16 protein-coding genes are annotated in these 15999 nt (G+C 72.3%); 9 read left to right on the plus strand and 7 right to left on the minus strand.

All coding sequences use genetic code 11. The annotated features are described in order from the left end of the window. The first annotated feature begins 187 nt into the window (after window positions 1–187). On the plus strand, window positions 188–658 hold the full coding sequence (locus C463_RS01870) for a Rieske (2Fe-2S) protein (RefSeq protein WP_049905394.1): 471 nt from the start codon (window positions 188–190) through the stop codon (window positions 656–658). Window positions 659–697: 39 nt separating this feature from the next. Here C463_RS01870 and C463_RS01875 read toward each other — a convergent pair whose 3' ends face one another. Further along, window positions 698–1141, minus strand: a complete 444-nt coding sequence (locus tag C463_RS01875; RefSeq protein ID WP_008440581.1) for a DUF5788 family protein — start codon at window positions 1139–1141, stop codon at window positions 698–700. A gap of 119 nt (window positions 1142–1260) precedes the next feature. On the opposite strand from C463_RS01875, the gene C463_RS01880 reads away from it, so the two are divergent. Continuing rightward, window positions 1261–2040 carry a YkgJ family cysteine cluster protein gene (locus tag C463_RS01880; RefSeq protein WP_008440583.1) on the plus strand — a complete coding sequence of 260 codons (780 nt, stop codon included), beginning with the start codon at window positions 1261–1263 and terminating at the stop codon, window positions 2038–2040. Window positions 2041–2066: 26 nt separating this feature from the next. Here C463_RS01880 and C463_RS01885 read toward each other — a convergent pair whose 3' ends face one another. The 3 genes from C463_RS01885 to C463_RS01895 form a co-directional block, all read right to left on the minus strand. Next, window positions 2067–2972 (minus strand): dihydrodipicolinate synthase family protein, encoded by a 906-nt coding sequence (locus C463_RS01885; protein WP_008440586.1) that lies wholly within the window; start codon window positions 2970–2972, stop codon window positions 2067–2069. Between the two features lie 75 nt (window positions 2973–3047). Beyond that, entirely contained in the window at window positions 3048–4151 is a 1104-nt protein-coding gene (locus C463_RS01890) for a bactofilin family protein (RefSeq protein WP_049905396.1), read from the minus strand. A 38-nt stretch (window positions 4152–4189) separates the two neighbouring features. Then, a complete protein-coding gene (locus C463_RS01895) occupies window positions 4190–5671 on the minus strand; it encodes a cytochrome P450 (protein ID WP_008440590.1) in 1482 nt (493 codons plus the stop codon). A 91-nt stretch (window positions 5672–5762) separates the two neighbouring features. Between C463_RS01895 and C463_RS01900 the strand changes: the two genes are divergently transcribed. Both C463_RS01900 and C463_RS01905 read left to right on the plus strand, forming a co-directional pair. After that, entirely contained in the window at window positions 5763–6410 is a 648-nt protein-coding gene (locus C463_RS01900) for a helix-turn-helix domain-containing protein (protein WP_008440592.1), read from the plus strand. Window positions 6411–6520: 110 nt separating this feature from the next. Then, the gene (locus tag C463_RS01905; protein WP_008440594.1) at window positions 6521–6931 is read left to right on the plus strand and encodes a TRAM domain-containing protein; all 411 of its coding nucleotides are present in this window, start codon (window positions 6521–6523) and stop codon (window positions 6929–6931) included. An 89-nt stretch (window positions 6932–7020) separates the two neighbouring features. On the opposite strand, the gene C463_RS01910 is transcribed toward C463_RS01905, so the two are convergent. Together C463_RS01910 and C463_RS01915 are read right to left on the minus strand one after the other, a co-directional pair. Further along, window positions 7021–7740: a class I SAM-dependent methyltransferase gene (locus tag C463_RS01910; RefSeq protein WP_008440597.1), complete on the minus strand. Its 720-nt coding sequence runs from the start codon at window positions 7738–7740 to the stop codon at window positions 7021–7023. Between the two features lie 136 nt (window positions 7741–7876). After that, window positions 7877–8314, minus strand: a complete 438-nt coding sequence (locus C463_RS01915; protein WP_008440600.1) for a PPOX class F420-dependent oxidoreductase — start codon at window positions 8312–8314, stop codon at window positions 7877–7879. 105 nt (window positions 8315–8419) lie between these two features. Between C463_RS01915 and C463_RS01920 the strand changes: the two genes are divergently transcribed. The 4 genes from C463_RS01920 to C463_RS01935 all read left to right on the plus strand — a co-directional run bounded on the left by C463_RS01920 (window position 8420) and on the right by C463_RS01935 (window position 11002). After that, the gene (locus C463_RS01920) at window positions 8420–8692 is read left to right on the plus strand and encodes a winged helix-turn-helix transcriptional regulator (RefSeq protein ID WP_008440601.1); all 273 of its coding nucleotides are present in this window, start codon (window positions 8420–8422) and stop codon (window positions 8690–8692) included. Window positions 8693–8797: 105 nt separating this feature from the next. Next, window positions 8798–9853: a glycosyltransferase family 2 protein gene (locus C463_RS01925; RefSeq protein WP_008440602.1), complete on the plus strand. Its 1056-nt coding sequence runs from the start codon at window positions 8798–8800 to the stop codon at window positions 9851–9853. 46 nt (window positions 9854–9899) lie between these two features. After that, window positions 9900–10718: an imidazole glycerol phosphate synthase subunit HisF gene (gene hisF, locus C463_RS01930; RefSeq protein ID WP_008440603.1), complete on the plus strand. Its 819-nt coding sequence runs from the start codon at window positions 9900–9902 to the stop codon at window positions 10716–10718. Window positions 10719–10816: 98 nt separating this feature from the next. Next, window positions 10817–11002: a DUF7511 domain-containing protein gene (locus C463_RS01935; RefSeq protein WP_008440604.1), complete on the plus strand. Its 186-nt coding sequence runs from the start codon at window positions 10817–10819 to the stop codon at window positions 11000–11002. A gap of 340 nt (window positions 11003–11342) precedes the next feature. Here C463_RS01935 and C463_RS01940 read toward each other — a convergent pair whose 3' ends face one another. Beyond that, on the minus strand, window positions 11343–13544 hold the full coding sequence (locus C463_RS01940; RefSeq protein ID WP_008440605.1) for a hypothetical protein: 2202 nt from the start codon (window positions 13542–13544) through the stop codon (window positions 11343–11345). 103 nt (window positions 13545–13647) lie between these two features. Between C463_RS01940 and C463_RS01945 the strand changes: the two genes are divergently transcribed. Further along, window positions 13648–15939: an alpha-amylase family glycosyl hydrolase gene (locus C463_RS01945; protein ID WP_008440606.1), complete on the plus strand. Its 2292-nt coding sequence runs from the start codon at window positions 13648–13650 to the stop codon at window positions 15937–15939. Window positions 15940–15999 lie beyond the last annotated feature (60 nt).

Below are 15999 nucleotides of genomic sequence, written 5' to 3' on the forward strand. Positions count from 1 at the left end.
GGCGCTGGAGCGGACCACGGCGTCGGCATCGACGGCGCCGGAGCGGACCACGGCGTCGGCATCGACGGCGCCGGAGCGGACCACGGCGTCGGCATCGACGGCGCTGGAGCGGACCACGGCGTCGGCACCGACGGCGCCGGCCCGGGAAACGCACAACGTTCAAGCCGGTCGCCGGCCTCGCTCGGACATGGACGAGCACCGCCGGATCGCCGGCGTCGAGGAGGTTCCGGAGGAGAGCACGCTGCTCGCGACGCTGCGCCCGGTCGACCCCGAGGCGGTCGACGAGGGCGAGGGCGACCTCGGCGAGGGCGAGGACGGCGCGCCGGAGGTCGAGGCGATCCTCACCCGAGCGGCCGGCGAGGTGCGCGCGTTCCGGAACTACTGTCAACACTGGACGGACGTGCGCCTCGACAAGGACGACGGGGCGTTCGTGCGCAACGGCGAGGTGTTCTGTCAGACGCACGGCGCGACGTTCGAGGCCGACGGCGGCTACTGCAACTTCGGCCCCTGCGAGGGCGCCGTCCTCGAATCGGTCGGCGTCACGGTGGCCGACGGCGCGGTGTACCTTGACGACGACGGCTACGACTTCGTCCGGCTCGGCCCCTCGGCCGGGAAGGGCGACGGCGGCGGCTCGCGGATCGACTTCACCGGGAACTGAGCCGCGCGGACGCCGAGCGCCGCCCGCGGTTCGGTCCGATCAGAACCGCGTGCGACCGCCGCCCCCGCCGTCGTCGCGGCCGAGCGCCTTCTTCAGGAAGCTCATCCAGCGCTTCCGGTCGGCGGCCTCCTTCCGCTTCGCCTCCGTCTCCGGGTCGGGCGCGTCGAGCCCCTCCAGCGCCTCCAGCGCGCGGTCGATGCCGATGATCGACGACGCTAACTCCTCGCCCTCCTCGTAGCTCACCTCGTTCTCCTCGATGGGTTCGAGCCGGTCGAGTCGCTCGCGCCGCAGGTTCCGCTTCGCGCGGTCGACCCGGTCGCGCTCGCCGGGCGGGACCGAGTCGCGGCGCTTGATCTCGAAGACGAACGACCGCAGGTCGATCGCCTCGCCCTGGATCTCGATCGACTCCGGGATGTCGACGCCGACCGTCGACGACTCTCTGTTGACCCGCTCTAAGAGCTGTTTCCGCTCGAACTCCTTCACGCCGAGTCGGTAGGCGGCGGGCGCACTTCGCTCCTTCGCCCCCGGCACGGTCCCGGCGGAGCGCAGCGAGCGACCCCGGAAGGGACGACGTTAACCGCTCCGCGCCGCAACCGCGACGCATGGAGTCGCTCGAAGCCGAACTCGACGCGGCCCGCGACCTCGACGTCGCGGACCTCGCGGACGCCATCGAGTCCATCGGGTTCGAGTGTACGCGCTGTGGCGGCTGCTGTACCGGCTACGCCCCCGACGAGCCGGGGGGTGCCCCCGCGGGGGCGGGAGACGGCGAGGGGGAGAGCGGCGAGACCGATTCCGGCTGCCACGACGGCGGCGCCGACCGCGAGCCCCACACCGCGACGGTCTTCCCGGACGAGGTGCGCCGCGTCGCCGACGCCGCCGGAGAGGCGTTCGGCGAGTCGTACGACTGGCGGGACGTGGCCCGGCCGATGCCGTTCGGACTGGAGACGGACGCGGACAGCGACCCGGTCGGCGAGACGTTCGAGTGGGCGCTCGCGACCGACGACTGCGGCGACTGTACCTTCTACGAGGAGTCGGACGGGGAGGGCGCCTGTACCGTCCACGACGCCCGACCGTTGATCTGCCGGACCTACCCGTTCAGCGTCGCGCTGGAGGGGACGAGCCAGCCGATGGGCGAGGCGGTCGACGAGTCGGGCGTCGTCCGCGCCCACGAGTGCGAGGGGCTCGGCCGCGACATCTCGCGCGAGGACGCGGAAGAACTGGCCGCCGCCCTGAAGGAGCGCGCGGTGCGGGAACTGGAGGAAGCGATCGGCGTCCGCGACGGCTACGGCCCGAACGCGCGCGAGCGGGCCGACGGTGAGGTCGTCGTCTTCGACTCCGAGGGCCCGAAGGAGGCCGACGGGACCCCGATCGGCGGGGAGTAGCGGGCGAATTCCTGATTCCGTCGCTCTCAGAGTGCGTCCAGCGCCGCGTCCACGTCGGCGCGGATCGCCTCGCGGGCGGCCTCGTCCGGGAGCGTAAGCGGCGGCCGCACGGCCGGGTCGGGGATGAAGCCGCGGTGGGCGGCCGCGACCTTCGTCGCGGGCGCGAACCCGTGGTCGGCGCAGCGGTCGAACAGCGGACCGACCGCGCGGCGGTGGAGCGCCAGCGCGCGGTCGTCGTCGCCCTCCCGGATCGCCTCGCCGAGCGCGTCGAAGACCTCCGGGATCACCTGCGAGAGGGCGTGAATCCCCCCGTCGACGCCGATGCTCGCGCTCGGGTACAGCTGGGCGTCGACGCCCTGGAAGGCGGTGAAGGAGTCGGGCGTCTCGCGGAGCTTCGCTTCGAGTCCGGTGAGGTCCCCGGTCGTGTCCTTCATGCCGACGACCGACCCGCTGCGCGCCGCGTCGGCGAGCACGTCGACCTCGATGGACTCGCCGACCGTCGCCGGGATGTCGTACAGGAGGACCGGGATCGGGGCGTCGTCGGCGACGGCCTCGACGAACGCCCGCTGCCCCGCCGGGTCCGTCGACCCGTGGTAGTACGGGAGCGTGACGAGCCCGGCGTCGGCCCCGGCGGCCGCGGCGGCCGACAGGTGGTCTCTGACCCGCGAGACGGCGGTGTCTGCCGCGCCGGCGATCACGGGCACCCGCCCGTCGGCCGCGTCGACGACCGTCTCGATCACGGTCCGGCGCTCGTCGTCGTCGAGGCTGGCGAACTCGCCGGTCGTCCCGCAGGGGACCAGCCCGTCGACCCCGCCCTCGACGACCCTGTCGACGTGGCTCGCGAGCGCGTCGGCGTCCACGTCGCCGTCGGCGTCGAACGGCGTGACGATCGGGGGCGAGACGGCGGCTTCGGGGAGTTCGATGTCGTTCACGCGCCCCGGTTCGGAGGGGCGCAAAAAAGCTCTTGCTGCCGCGAGGAGGTCCGGGGGCGCTCGCTGTGCGAGCCCTCAGTCGGAGCCGACCGCTCCCGTACCGCCCTCGGCCCGAGAGTCGCCACCGCGGTACCTGTCGGACAGCCCGAGCGCGAGCGAGCCGAGACCGAGCAGCAACACGAGGAGGTCCGCGAGCCCGCCGACCCACGGGAGGAACCCGATCAGGGCGACCGCGACGACGCCGAGGAGGAGGGAGAGCCACCGGTTCGGCGTGCCGAGCCGGTCGAGAACCCACGACCCGAGGGCGTACTGGCCGTAGACGTACCCGACCCAGAGCGCGACGACGTAGCCGACGAGTCCGACGAGCGCCAGCGGCAGTCCGACGATCGTGATCGCCACGAAGGCGAGGGCGATCGGGGTGACGGCGAGGGCGAGGAAGCCGACGCCGCCGCTGACGAGCGGGTCGGTGCCGACGCGGTCCCCGACCGTCCGAGAGAAGCGGGGGAACGCGAGCAGCAGGACGGCGCCCAGCGCGAGGTTGGCGGCGACGCCGTACGCGGTGCCGACCCACGAGGGAAGGAACGCCCCGCCGCCGCCGATCCCGGGTCCACCGTCGCCCCCGAGGCTCGGGTCCTCGACGACGCCGCCGGCGACCGACGCCTCCGGGCTCTCGGTGAACGTCTCGGCGTCGTATCGGAACTCGCCGTCGACGACCGCGTTGGGGCCGAGGGCGACCGAGTCGGCGGCCGCGCGGACGTCGCCGCCGACCGCGCCGTCGACGCGTATCGAGCCCGCGCCGACGTCGATCGAGCCGTCGACCCGTCCGGTCTCCGTCAGTTCGAACGAGCCGGCGCCGACCTCGACGTCGCCGGCGACCGTCCCGTCGATGACGACGGTTCCGGCGGTAGATGCGAGGGTCCCGCCGACCCGGCCCGTCTCGGCGATCCGGATCGACCCGGCCGCGCCGGAGACGTCGCCCTCGACGGTGCCGCGCACGACGATCGTCGCGGCCGCGGTCTCGACGCTGTCGACCGTCTCGCCCTCGGCGATGACGACGGATCCGGAGGGGCTCTGTATCGACTGGGCCGCCGCGACCCCCGTGGCGAGCGGCGAGAGGAGCGCCACCGCCGCGAGCAGGAGGGCGATTCGACGGCGCGTGCTGCTGTCTGTAGGGACCATACGCGGAGTGTCTTCATCGACGCACATATGTCTATTTGTCAATTGGTGTCGGACGGCTCGGTCGTTCGGTCGGACTCGTCTCGCGTGCGAACGCGTACCCGGACCGGTCCGGCCGGCCGCGTGTTCGCGCTCGCCCGCACCGACAGGTCGGCCGTCACCGGCTCCAGCCACAGCCGCCGGAGCAGCGTCGCGGTCGCGAGCCGTAGCTCCTGTCTCGCAAAGCGCATCCCGATACAGTGGCGCGGCCCGCCGCCGAACGGGAAGTACGCGTACTCCGGGCGCTCGCCGACCGCCGGGCCGGCGGCGTCGTCGCCGTGAACGGTCTCGCCGGCGTCGGCCTCTCGGAGCCAGCGCTCGGGACGGTACGTCTCGGGGTCCTCCCACCAGCGCTCGTCGCGGTGGACCGTCCACGGGGAGAGCGTCAACACGACGCCCCCCGGCACGCGATGGCCCCCGAGCGTCACCGGCTCGGTCGGCTCGCGGAAGAAGGAGTGAACGGGCGGGTACAGGCGGAGCGCCTCGTCGACGGCCGCGGTCAGCGCGGGACACTCCCGGAGGTCCGCGGGTTCGGGGTCGCCGCCCAGCGCCGCGACCTCGCGCCGGACCCGCCGCTGGAACGCCGGGCGGTCGGCGAGACAGTAGAGCGTGTACGTGAGCCCGAGCGCGCTCGTCTCGTGGCCGGCGAACAGGAACGTCACCGCGTTGTCGACGAGCCGATCGTCGTCCATCGCACCCATGTCGGCGGCCGCGACGAGCGTCCCCAAGAGGTCGTCCGCGGCACCGGGGTTCGCCGGCGGGCCGGCCGCGCGGCGCTCCGCGACGAGGTCGCGGATCGTCGACCGAAGCGCCGTCAGTCGCCGGCGGTACCGGCGGTTCGCCGGAGTCGGCACCCACTCCGGGAGGAACGAGGTCACCCTTCCCGTGTCGAACCGCTCGGTGACGCTGTCGGCGGCCGCGCGGACGGTCTCGCGCTCCCGTTCGACGTCGCCGCCGAGCAGGCTCTCGGCGAGGACGTCGAACGCGTACTGCGTCGCCGCGGCGTGGACGTCGACGACGTCGCCGTCGTCCCACGACGCCGCCGCGCGGCGCGCGTGGTCGACCATCGGGTCGCCGTACTCGGCCACCCGCTCGCGGAAGAACGCGGAGCGGATCGCCGTCCGCTGCTCCCGCCAGTCGTCCCCCTCGGCGAGGAACAGCCCGTCGCCGAGGAGCCCGCCGAGCCGGTCTCTGGGCATCGACCCCTTCTCGTACCGGTCGTGGTCGTCGACGAGGATCCGACGGATCGCCGCGGGGTCGGTGACGAGGTAGCTCTCCGTGCCGAACACGTCGTACCGGACGACGCCGCCGTGCGTCGCGGCGCGGCGCTCGTAGAAGGCGAGCGCGTCGCTCGCCAGCTCGTGAACGTTCCCGAGCAGGGGGAGCCCCCCGGGCGCCGGCGGTGGTGACGGCGGATCGGAGCCGTCGTCTGCGCGGCTGGTCGCCCGGTCGGCGTCGTCGGACCGAGTCGTCGTCTCTCCCATATGGATCGATCGGCGCCGCGACGGACTGAGCCTTGGCACGTACTCATCCGTCTACTTTAAATAGAAGTGTGCGGCACAGCCTGTGAGACCCATGCGCTACGTCCACGTCGAGTTCGAGTTCCCGGCGGCGGTCCGGCACCCGATGCACGACTTCCTCGACGGCGACGACGGCCGGCGGAGCGAGCTGGTGACGTGGCGGCGGCTGCCCGACGGGACCCTCGCGACGCTGTTCCGGGTCGCGGCCCCGCGCGATCCCTATCTCGATCGACTGCGGGAGGTCGACGCCATCGAGCGGTTCGAGACGGCGCCGGGAGAGGCGCCGTTCTACCTCAAGGCGTACGAGCAGTTGGGCGGGCCGACGGAGCGCTTCCTCGACGCGTTCGTCGACACGGAGTTCCTCTCGGTCCCGCCCATCGTGTTCCGGCCGGCGGGCCGGCTGTCGTTCGGACTGATCGGGCCGCCGGACCAGCTGCGCGACGCGCTCGCGGCGGTGCCGGACCCGATAACCGTCGAGATCGATCGGATCGGATCGTACGGGAGCGGGCAGTGGCCGGTCGGAGTCCGGCTCACGGAACGCCAGCGGGAGGCGCTGCGGGCCGCGCACCGCGTCGGCTACTACGAGGTCCCGCGGACCGGGTCGGTGGACGACGTCGCTGCGGCGCTCGGCTGCTCGTCGTCGACCGCGGGCGCGCACCTCCGCAAGGCCGAGGCGGCGCTGGTCGACGCGTTCTTGGGGTGACGGGCGGAGTCGCCGCGACTTCGATCGGCGCAACTCTGATCCGCCCGACGCCTGACTGTGTCGGCGGTACAACTATACTGGCTCGCGATCAGGTTCCGTTGGAGTCTACTATGGAAATCTCCGAGAAGCTCCTCTGTCTGTTCAGCGCGGAAGTTCGTGAGACCGACGACGGCGAGTACGTCGTCGACGTGCCCAGCCGAGAGGTCGACGCCGGATCGCTGGAGCCGGGCGAGACGTACCGCGTCGCGCTCGTCGCCCGCGACGGGTCCACGGCGTCGGCGGACGACGCCGACGCCTCGCCCTCGCGGAGCGATGACGGGCCGCAGCCCCCGGTCGAGCCGGGCGAGATGCGGTACGTCGAGATCGAGGACCTCGGCAAGCAGGGCGACGGGATCGCCCGCGTCGAGCGCGGGTACGTGATCATCGTCCCCGACACCGAGGTCGGCGAGCGCGTGAAGATCGAAGTGACCGAAGTGAAGTCCAACTTCGCCGTCGGCGAAGTCGTCGAAGAGGCGGGGTAAGCGGCGGCGCGGGACGGCGGCCTTTTCGTCCGACGGGGCAGGTCGTGGAGCGGCGGCGCGCCGCTCACTCCTGCGGGACGTCGCGCCGCTCACTCCTCGTCCGACACCCGGGCGTCCCAGTACGACACCGAGGCGACGTAGTCGCCGGGGATCGTGTCGCCCGCGAGTTCGTCGAGGAACCGGAACGGCTTCGCGACGGCGCCCGGGAGTTCGCGGTAGAAGCCGTACGGCAACACGAAGTCGTGCTCCTCGTTCGCGAGCGTGAGTCCCGCCTCGCCGAGCATGGCGGCGACCTGCCGCTCCGAGTAGAGCCGCGACCCCATCGGGAGCAGCCAGGTGTACAGCGTCCGGAGGCTGCGGCTGTTGAACGTGTCGAAGAACACCTGATCGCGGCTGACCCGGCGAAGTTCCTTCGCGAACGGGACCGGGTCGTCCATCAGGTGGAAGAAGCGCATCGCGACGACCGTGTCGAAGTGGTCGTCCGGGAACGGGAGCCGCGAGGCGTCGCCGCGGAGGAACTCGACCGCGTCGGCGTGACCGGCGGCGGCGACCTTCTCGCGGGCCTGTTCAAGCATCTCGCGGGAGACGTCGAGCCCGACGACGTCCGCGCCCTGATCGGCGAGCATCGTCGTGAACCGCCCGGTGCCGCAGGCGACCTCCAGCACTCGGTGGCCCGGGTCGATCGGGCCCAACGCGGCGAGGACGGCCTCCTTCTCCCGGCGGTCGATGAGCTGTCCGCCGCCGGAGAAGCGGACGTCGTCGTACTCCTCGGCGACCTCGTCGGCCTGGTACCAGTCCTGTCCCTTCACGTTGTCCGTGATGGACACCGGACCGACAAAACCGTACTGGATGCGGTCGGGCGGCGACCCCCGATCCGGGCGGTCCGGAGCGTCCAGCAGCGACCTCGATCCGGGCGGTCCGGAGCGGTCCGGCGGTGCTCCTCGCTCACCCGCTCGTGGCGACGTTCTCGGCCGGAATCCTGACGATCACGCGCGCGTCCTCCTCCTCGTCGTGGTGCGGGTACTCGTCGACGCCGAAGTACCGGCGGGCGAGTTCGTCGATGTGTTCGCGCGCGCCCTCCTCGGTGAGTTCGGCCTCGCCACGGACGGAGACGTACCGGTACGGGTCGTCGGGGTCGAGCACGCTGACCCCGACCTTCGGGTTCTCGCGGACGTTCCGTTCCTTGCGTCGCCCGCGGGCAGTGTTCACGAGGACGTACTCGCGGTCCTCGTGGTCAACCCACACCGGCGTGACGTGGGGGAGCCCGTCCGGCCCGACGGTCGCGAAGTGGGCGTACGATTCGGCCTCGAAGATGTCGACGTGGGACTCGAGATCACGCGGCGCGGTAGGGCCCCGCGTCGGAAAACCTGCCTGATAGATCACCAATGACGGCCGGGAGAAGAGTGATATTAACACATTATATTATCACAGGCAGATTCCCCTATATGTAGCCAACCTTTACTACTACCCACGGGGTTCGTGTGAGACATGAGTACCAGTCCCGCGGAGACCGCTGACCAAGACCGCCTGTCGGAGTCCGAGTACCGCGACCGCCTGCGCGAGCTTCCCCCGAGCGCAAAGCTCGTCGCGAAGGTACTGGAGGGGGACGCCCCCCTCTCGCAGGGCGGTCTCGCCGAGGAGTCGCTGCTGCCCGACCGCCCCGTCCGCTACGCGCTCAACCGCCTCGAGGAGGAGGGCCTCGTCGACTCGCGGTACAGCTTCAAGGACGCGCGCAAGCAGGTGTACTACCTGACGACCTGAACGGTTCCGGAACCGTCGTCCCCCGCCGAGGCCGATTCTGCGGTGGGCGGGCCGGTCAATTACACACACAGTCCTTTTTACCTCCACGCCCCGAAAGCCGTTCGTATGGATCTCTCGGTCGTCGTCCCGACGCTCAACGGTCGGGATCGGTTGGCCGCCTGCCTCGACGCGCTGGCGGCCAACGCACCCGACGCCGAGGTGATCGTGGTCAACGGCCCCTCGGCCGACGGCACGACCGGCATGGTTCGTGACCGCGACGACGTCGACGTGTTGGTCGAGATCTCCGACCGCACGGTGAACGTCGCCCGCAACGCCGGCATCGAGGTGGCGACGGGCGACGCGGTTGCGCTCGTCGATTACGACAACCGGATCGAGCCGGGGTGGCGCGACGCGGTCGCGGACGGCCTCGACGCGGCGCCCGTGGTCTCGGGGCCGGTGACGCCAATCCCGCCGAGCGCGGCGGCCGACGGCGATCCGCCCGAAGGCGACGGCGACCGCGCCGTCGACGGCGCGACCGAACCCGAGCGCGATCCGACCGAACCCGAGCGCAACCGGATCGCGGGCAGGGACGTCACCTACTTCGAGGGCGGCAACGTCGCGTTCCGACGCGAGGCCGTACGCGACCTCGACGGCTTCGACGAGTACCTCCGGGTCGGCGGCGCGCGCGACGCCGCCCACCGGCTCGCGCGCATGGACCGCGAGGTGGCGTGGCGGCCGGCGATGGCCGTGCGGAAGGAACTCCCGACCCCGACCGCCGCGGACGGCGGACGCAGCGCGAGCGAGTGGGGCTGGAAGTACCGGGCGCTCGCCTATCGGCTGCTGAAGAACTACGGGGTGCGGCCGACCGTCCTCCTCCGGACGGGGTCGCACGCCCTCGGGGACGCCGTCGCCGCGGCGAAGGACGTGGTCCGCGGGGAGTCGACGCCGTCGCGGTGGGCCGCGACGGGCCGAGACGTCGTGGTTGGACTCACCGGCGGGACCTCCGACGGCGTCGTCGCGCGCCGGCGCGACCGGAGCCCCGCCCGGAACCCGAACGGCATCTCGACGCGCGCGGACCGCGCCGTCGCGAAGTACGACCGGCGGGCCGGAGCGGACGCCGGCGAAGCGGGCGACGCCGGAGCGGGCGACGGCGAGCGAACCGCAGTCGACGACGCTCGGTGAGCCCCGCGCCTTTTAACCGAGGGCGCGGCGTACGCTCCGCCAACGAATGGGACTCACGAAGCGCATCATCCCCTGTATCGACGTCGACCTCGACGACGAGGGTGACGCCGCAGTGTACACCGGCGTCAACTTCGAGAACTTGGAGTACACGGGCGACCCCGTCGAACTCGCGAAGAAGTACAACGAGGCGGGGGCGGACGAGTTCGTCTTCCTCGACATCACCGCCAGCGCCGACGGCCGCGAGACGATGCTCGACGTGGTCAACCGAGTCGCCGACGAGTGTTTCATCCCGCTGACGGTCGGCGGCGGCATCCGCACGAAGGCCGACATCAAGGAGACGCTCCGGGCCGGCGCGGACAAGGTGTCGATCACGACCGGCGCCCTCGAACGGCCCGAACTCATCGAGGAGGGCGCGGCCGCGTTCGGCAGTCAGTGCATCGTCATCTCCATCGACGCGCGGCGCCGGTACGACGACGCGGGCGACCACTTCTACGAGGACGAGGACGGCGAGACGGTGTGGTTCGAGTGTACGAAGAAGGGCGGCCGCGAGGGCACCGGTATCGACGCCGTCTCGTGGGCGACGGAGGCCGAGGAGCGCGGCGCGGGCGAGCTGTTCGTCAACTCCATCGACAAGGACGGGACGAAGGACGGCTACGACATTCCCCTGATGAAGGCGGTCGGCGAGGCGGTGTCGACCCCCCTCATCGCCTCCTCGGGCTGTGGCGGTCCCGAGCATATGTACGACGTGTTCACCGAAGCGAACGCCGACGCCGGCCTCGCGGCCTCCATCTTCCACTTCGGCGACTACTCCATCGAGGAGACGAAGGCGTTCCTCGACGAACGCGGCGTCCCGGTGCGGCGCTGAACGCGGCGTCTCGGTTCGACGTTAACTACCGCTGTAGTTTGTATTTTTCCGCGTTCGAAACCAACAGTTATTATCCGACGCAGCGCGAATCGCGACGTATGTCCACGTCCACGTCATCCGCGCGTGTTCGCGACGAGTCGCCGGCGCTCGTCTGTAAACGGACCGACGGCGACGGCGGCGGCGAGGTGACGTTCTTCGAGCGGGACGTCGACCCGGACGAGCGGACCACCCGGTGGATCACGGTCCGCGAGTCCGACTGCGTTCCCCGCGACGAGTGGCGATAATATCGGTTTGGCTGCGGTTTCGGGGTTTATCTATAACTCATCGCTAGCGGAGCGGCGGCAATTCCCTCCTCCAAAGCCCCAGCCGCGAGGACTCGCACGACTCGCTGCGCGCCTCGCTCGCTACGCTCGCTGCGGTGCTTGCGTCGTCGGGCTTCGCCCTCGCGGCTGCCCCTTTGAGTCCCACCCAGCACAGCACCGCAGCCTCACGCCTCCCCAGCCTCGTCGCTCACGCCCTACGGGCGTTCGCGACTCCCTCGCGCGTGCTGTCTCGCGCCCTCCGGGCGCTCGCAGGCACGCGCCACCGCACCGAGTTCGGTGAGAAACAGTCGCCGCGAGTCGGTCAGTCGTCCGCGGTCGCGGCGTCGGTGAACTGCGGCAGTTCGTCGTCGAGGAGCGCGACCGTCGCCAGTCGGATCGCGTGCGGCCAGCCGAGCGGGGTCGCGCTGTCGGGCGTCCCGTCGTCGAAGAACTGCTCGGGGAGGTACGTCGTCGGCTCGCACAGCGTTCCGCCGGGCGAGACGTGCCCGAGCAGGTCGCGAGCCCGGGCCGTCATCTCGGCGGCGCGCGGGTCGTCGTGCGCCGCGAGCAGCGCGGCGAGCTCCGCGCAGGCGTTCGCCCCCCACGCGGTCGAGACGGTCCATACCTTCTCCGAGAGCTGGTCGGCCTTGCGCCAGCCGTCGCCCTCGTAGCGGATCAGCCCGGTGATGTCGTCGGTCTCGTGATAGAGCCCGTCGACGACCGTCTCGACGTGCGAGACCAGCCGGTCGAGGCGCTCGTCGTCGACCGCGCCGCCGTCTCCGGGCTCGTCGTCCCCCGCGCCGCCGTCTCCGGGCTCGTCGTCCCCCGCCCCGAGCGCGTCGAAGGAGCGGTGCGCAGCCGCGAGCGCCAGCGTCGCGGAGTCGAGCCGGTCGTCTATCCCGCCGTCGAGCGTCTCGCGGACGGCGTAGCAGCCGCGCTCGGGCACCCACAGGTCGTCGAGCGCATCGTACACCTCCCGGGCCCGATCGCGGGCGTGCGCGGCGAGGTCGTCCGGGAGCGACGCCGCGCCGGGGACGGCGTCGGGGTCGTCGAGCGCGTCGAGCGTGAGGCCCTTGCCGTGGCGACCGACCTCGCTGTACGCCTCGAGGAACGTCGCGGCGGTGTGGGTGAACCGGCCGGCCGAGTCCTCCCACGCGTTCTGACAGACGACGGGGCGACCGTCCGGTTCGAGCGTGCGGTCGAGGCCCGCGAGCGCGGCGACGAGGGTCGCGTCGAGCCCCTTGGCATCGACAGTGCGGGACGACGTCCCGCTGGCAGCCGGACGGGGTCCGGCGACCCCCGCCTCACGGGCCCGCGCGAGGTACGCGACGACGCTGCCCGTCTGGTCGGCCTGGTAGTCCACGTCCGGCCCGTCCTCGATGCGGGCGTTCGCCCACCCGGGCGCGAGCGCGCCGTCGCGGGGCCACACCCGGTGGGGCCACGAGCCGTCGGGGCGCTGCGTGGCGACGTACATCGCCGCGGACCGGGCGTGCCGGTCGTCGAGGTCGAGGTCGAGCGCGTCGGCGGCCCCGAGCAGGAAGCCGGATATCTCCGCGTCGTCGCGGAACCACGTGTAGCCGTAGCCGCCGGAGTGCTCGTAGTACGGGTCGAAGTCGGGCCCCGCGATCCGGAGCCCGGACGGGGCGGAGAGCAGCGAGAGGACCCGGAGGTCCGCGACGACCGAGTCGCGGGCAGGGGTCGATTCGGGGACGGCGGGGAGCGCGTCGGCGGCCGCGTCCGCGAGCGCGTCGACGCTGTCGAGGTCGGCGAACAGGTCGTCGAGGCGCTCGCGGGCGGCCTCGCGGTCGGTCTCCGCGCCGTCCGTCAGGAGCGTGGCGACCGTCGCGACTCCGTCGTCGAACGGCACGTCGGCGATCACCTCGCCCGAGAGGCGCTCCTCCTCGTAGCGGTCGCCGTCGCGGTCGCGCGGGAGCTCCGTGGGGTCGTCGTCGAGCAGTTCGGGGAACGTGGTCGGGAGCTGGCCGCGGAGGTCGGCGAAGCCGGTCGCGCTCGCGAGGTAGTCGTGTTCGTCGGCGTGGTACACCTCGACGGCGTCGTCGTAGCGGAGCTGCCCAACCCGGTCGTCGCGGCCGTCGGGCGCGAAGCGGGCGTAGACGACGAGCGAGGCGTCCGCGGGGTCGACCGCGGTTCCGTCCTCGAACTCGACCGACGCCCGAGTGAGGTGCGCGTCGCCGAGCGTGACGTCGTGGCGGGTCACCGTCGCGCGCGGCGTCTCGTGGACCGTCTCGACCAACGCGGAGTCGCCGACGTACCGCTGGGTCGTGTCGGCCTCGTCGAGCCACGCGACCTCGTCGCCGACGGCGAGGCCGATCCGGGACCGCACGAGCCCGGTCCGGCCGGTGAGCGGGTAGCCGAAGTCGCGGAGTTCGCCGTCGTCGCCGACGTGGACGAGCCGACCGTCGCCGCCGGAGAATCGACCGGAGACGGTGCGCCGCTCGCCGGGGAAGCGCGTCCCGTCGCCGGCGTGGCGCTTGTAGTCGTCGAGCGCGTCGCGAAGCTGCATTACGCGAACACACGCCGCCGCTCCGTATGAAGCTTTGGTGTAATTATTGTTCAATCGTTGGCGGACGGAAACCCTCAAACCGCGGCGCGACGAGAGACGGGGCGTGCACGAACCCGGCCCCCCGCGAACGACGAGCGTCGGCGAGCCCGTCGAACTGGCGCCGCGCTCGCCCGACCCCGACGGGACCTACGGGTGGACCGTCCGCGACGCGCCCGCCGACAGCGACCTCTCCCCCGGAGACCGCCCGGATCCGGACGCGACCGGCCCCCCGAGTTCGGCGACGGCGGTCGGTTCGGAGACCCCGACCGCGGTGCTGCGCGCGGGCGAGACGAGCCGCGACGACGACCCGGTCGTCCACCTCGACCCGGACGCCCCCGGGACCTACGTCCTCGCGCTCGACGCGCCGGACGGGACCCACCGACAGCGCGTGCGGGTCTTCCCCGACGAGCGCCGCGAGGCGGATATTCGCGTGCCGGTCGACGACCTCGCCGGCAACGAGACCGACCCCGACCGCGTCTCCCTCCTGTGGCCCCACAACGAGAACCGGCTCGCGCTCGACCGGGCGGAGCGCGACGGCGACGAGTGGGTCGCGTCGGTGCGGGTTCCCCCGGGGCGTCACGGCTTCGGCTTCGTCCCCGACGGCGACCGCTCGGCGGCGGTTCACGGGGAGTGCGAGGTCCCCGGCCCCGGCCGCCCACGGGTCTCGCTGGACGCGACGGTCGTCGAGGCCGACGATCCCGAGGAGAGCGACCGGCTCCGCCTGACCGCCGCGGTCGACTCCGCGCCAGCGGTCGACGACGTCGAGCGCGGCGGCGACCCGGATGCCCTCGACGCGGCGTTCCTCGTTGACGATCGCGACGCCGACCCGGAGGCCGTCGCGGCGATCGAGTCGCAGGCGGAGGGCCGAACGCTCTCGGTCCCGCTCGACGACCTCCCGGATTCGGTCCGGATCCACGCGGTCCCGCACGGCGAGCGGTACGGGGCGGCGGAGACGGTGCGGGTCGAGGCGGACGAGACCGAAACGGACGGAAGCGAAGCGGCCGCGTCGGTCGCGCTCGTCGACCCGAACCCGACGCCCGAGTGGGCCGAATCGCCGACGATCTACGAGGTCTTCGTGCGGTCGTTCGCGGGCGACACGCTTCCGACGACGTTCCGCGAGGTCGAGCGCCGGGTCGAGTACCTCGACCACCTCGGCGTCGACGCGCTCTGGCTCACGCCCGTCCTCGCCTCGCCGACGGACCACGGCTACCACGTCACCGACTACTACGACACCGCCGCGGACCTCGGCTCGCGCGAGGCGTTCGAGTCGCTCGTCGACGCGTGCCACGACGCCGGGATCCGCGTCGTCTTCGACTTGGTGATCAACCACACCTCCCGCGACCACCCGGCGTTCCAGCTTCACTCGGCCGGCGTCGACGCGTACGCCGACCACTACCGCCGGAGCGACGCGACCGCCGACGTGACCGGGATCGACTGGGCCGAACTCGACGGCGGCGCGGCGCCGGACCACTACTTCGAGTGGGGTCGCATCCCGAACCTCAACTACGACAGCCCGGCGGTCCGCGAGCGGCTGCTCGACGTGGTCGACGAGTGGGCCGCCGTCGTGGACGGGTTCCGCGCCGACGTGGCGTGGGGCGTCCCGCACGGCTTCTGGAAGGAGGTCGCCGACCGCGTCCCGGCGGACACCCTGCTCCTCGACGAGACGCTCCCGCACGACCCCTTCTACGGCGAGGGGGAGTTCGACGTCCACTACGACACCTCGCTGTACGAGACGCTCCGATCGATCGGCGCGGGCGAGGAGCCGGCGGAGGCGGTCGAGACCGCGCTCGCGCGCGGCGAGTGGCTGGGCTTCGACGACCACGGTGCCCAGATGCGGTACGTCGAGAACCACGACGAGGACCGGTACCTCGCGGAGTACGGCCGGGCGGCCCTCCGCGCGGCCGCCGCCGTGACGTTCACGTTGCCGGGCGCGCCGATGATCTACGCCGGGCAGGAGCGCGGCAACGAGACGTACCGCGGGCCGATCCGGTGGCACGACGGCGACAACAAACTCACCGACTTCCACCGCCGGCTGGCCGCGCTGCGCGAGGCCGAACCGCTCCTCCGGGACGGGGACGTGCGGTTCGACGGCCGCGCGAGCGGGGTGCGCGTCGTCGAGGGAGACGCCGACCGCGTGACCGCCTACGAGCGGACGCCGCCAGCGGCCGGGGCGACCGATGGCGGCGACGCCGACCGCGACCCGCTCCTCGTCGTCGTCAACTTCGCGGCGGAGCCGGCGACCGTCGCCGTGCCCGACGGGGCCGAGGCCGACCTGTTCGGAGACGGAAACGCGGTGGAACGCGACGGCGAGGAGGGGAGGCGGGTCGCGGTCGACGCCGTCGCCGTGCTCCGGTGACCGGTCGGCCGTCGCCGGTGGGTCGCGGGGCCGCGGAGCCGCCCGGTACCGACTCTTATA

Source organism: Halorubrum californiense DSM 19288 (assembly GCF_000336875.1).
Lineage (GTDB): Archaea > Halobacteriota > Halobacteria > Halobacteriales > Haloferacaceae > Halorubrum > Halorubrum californiense.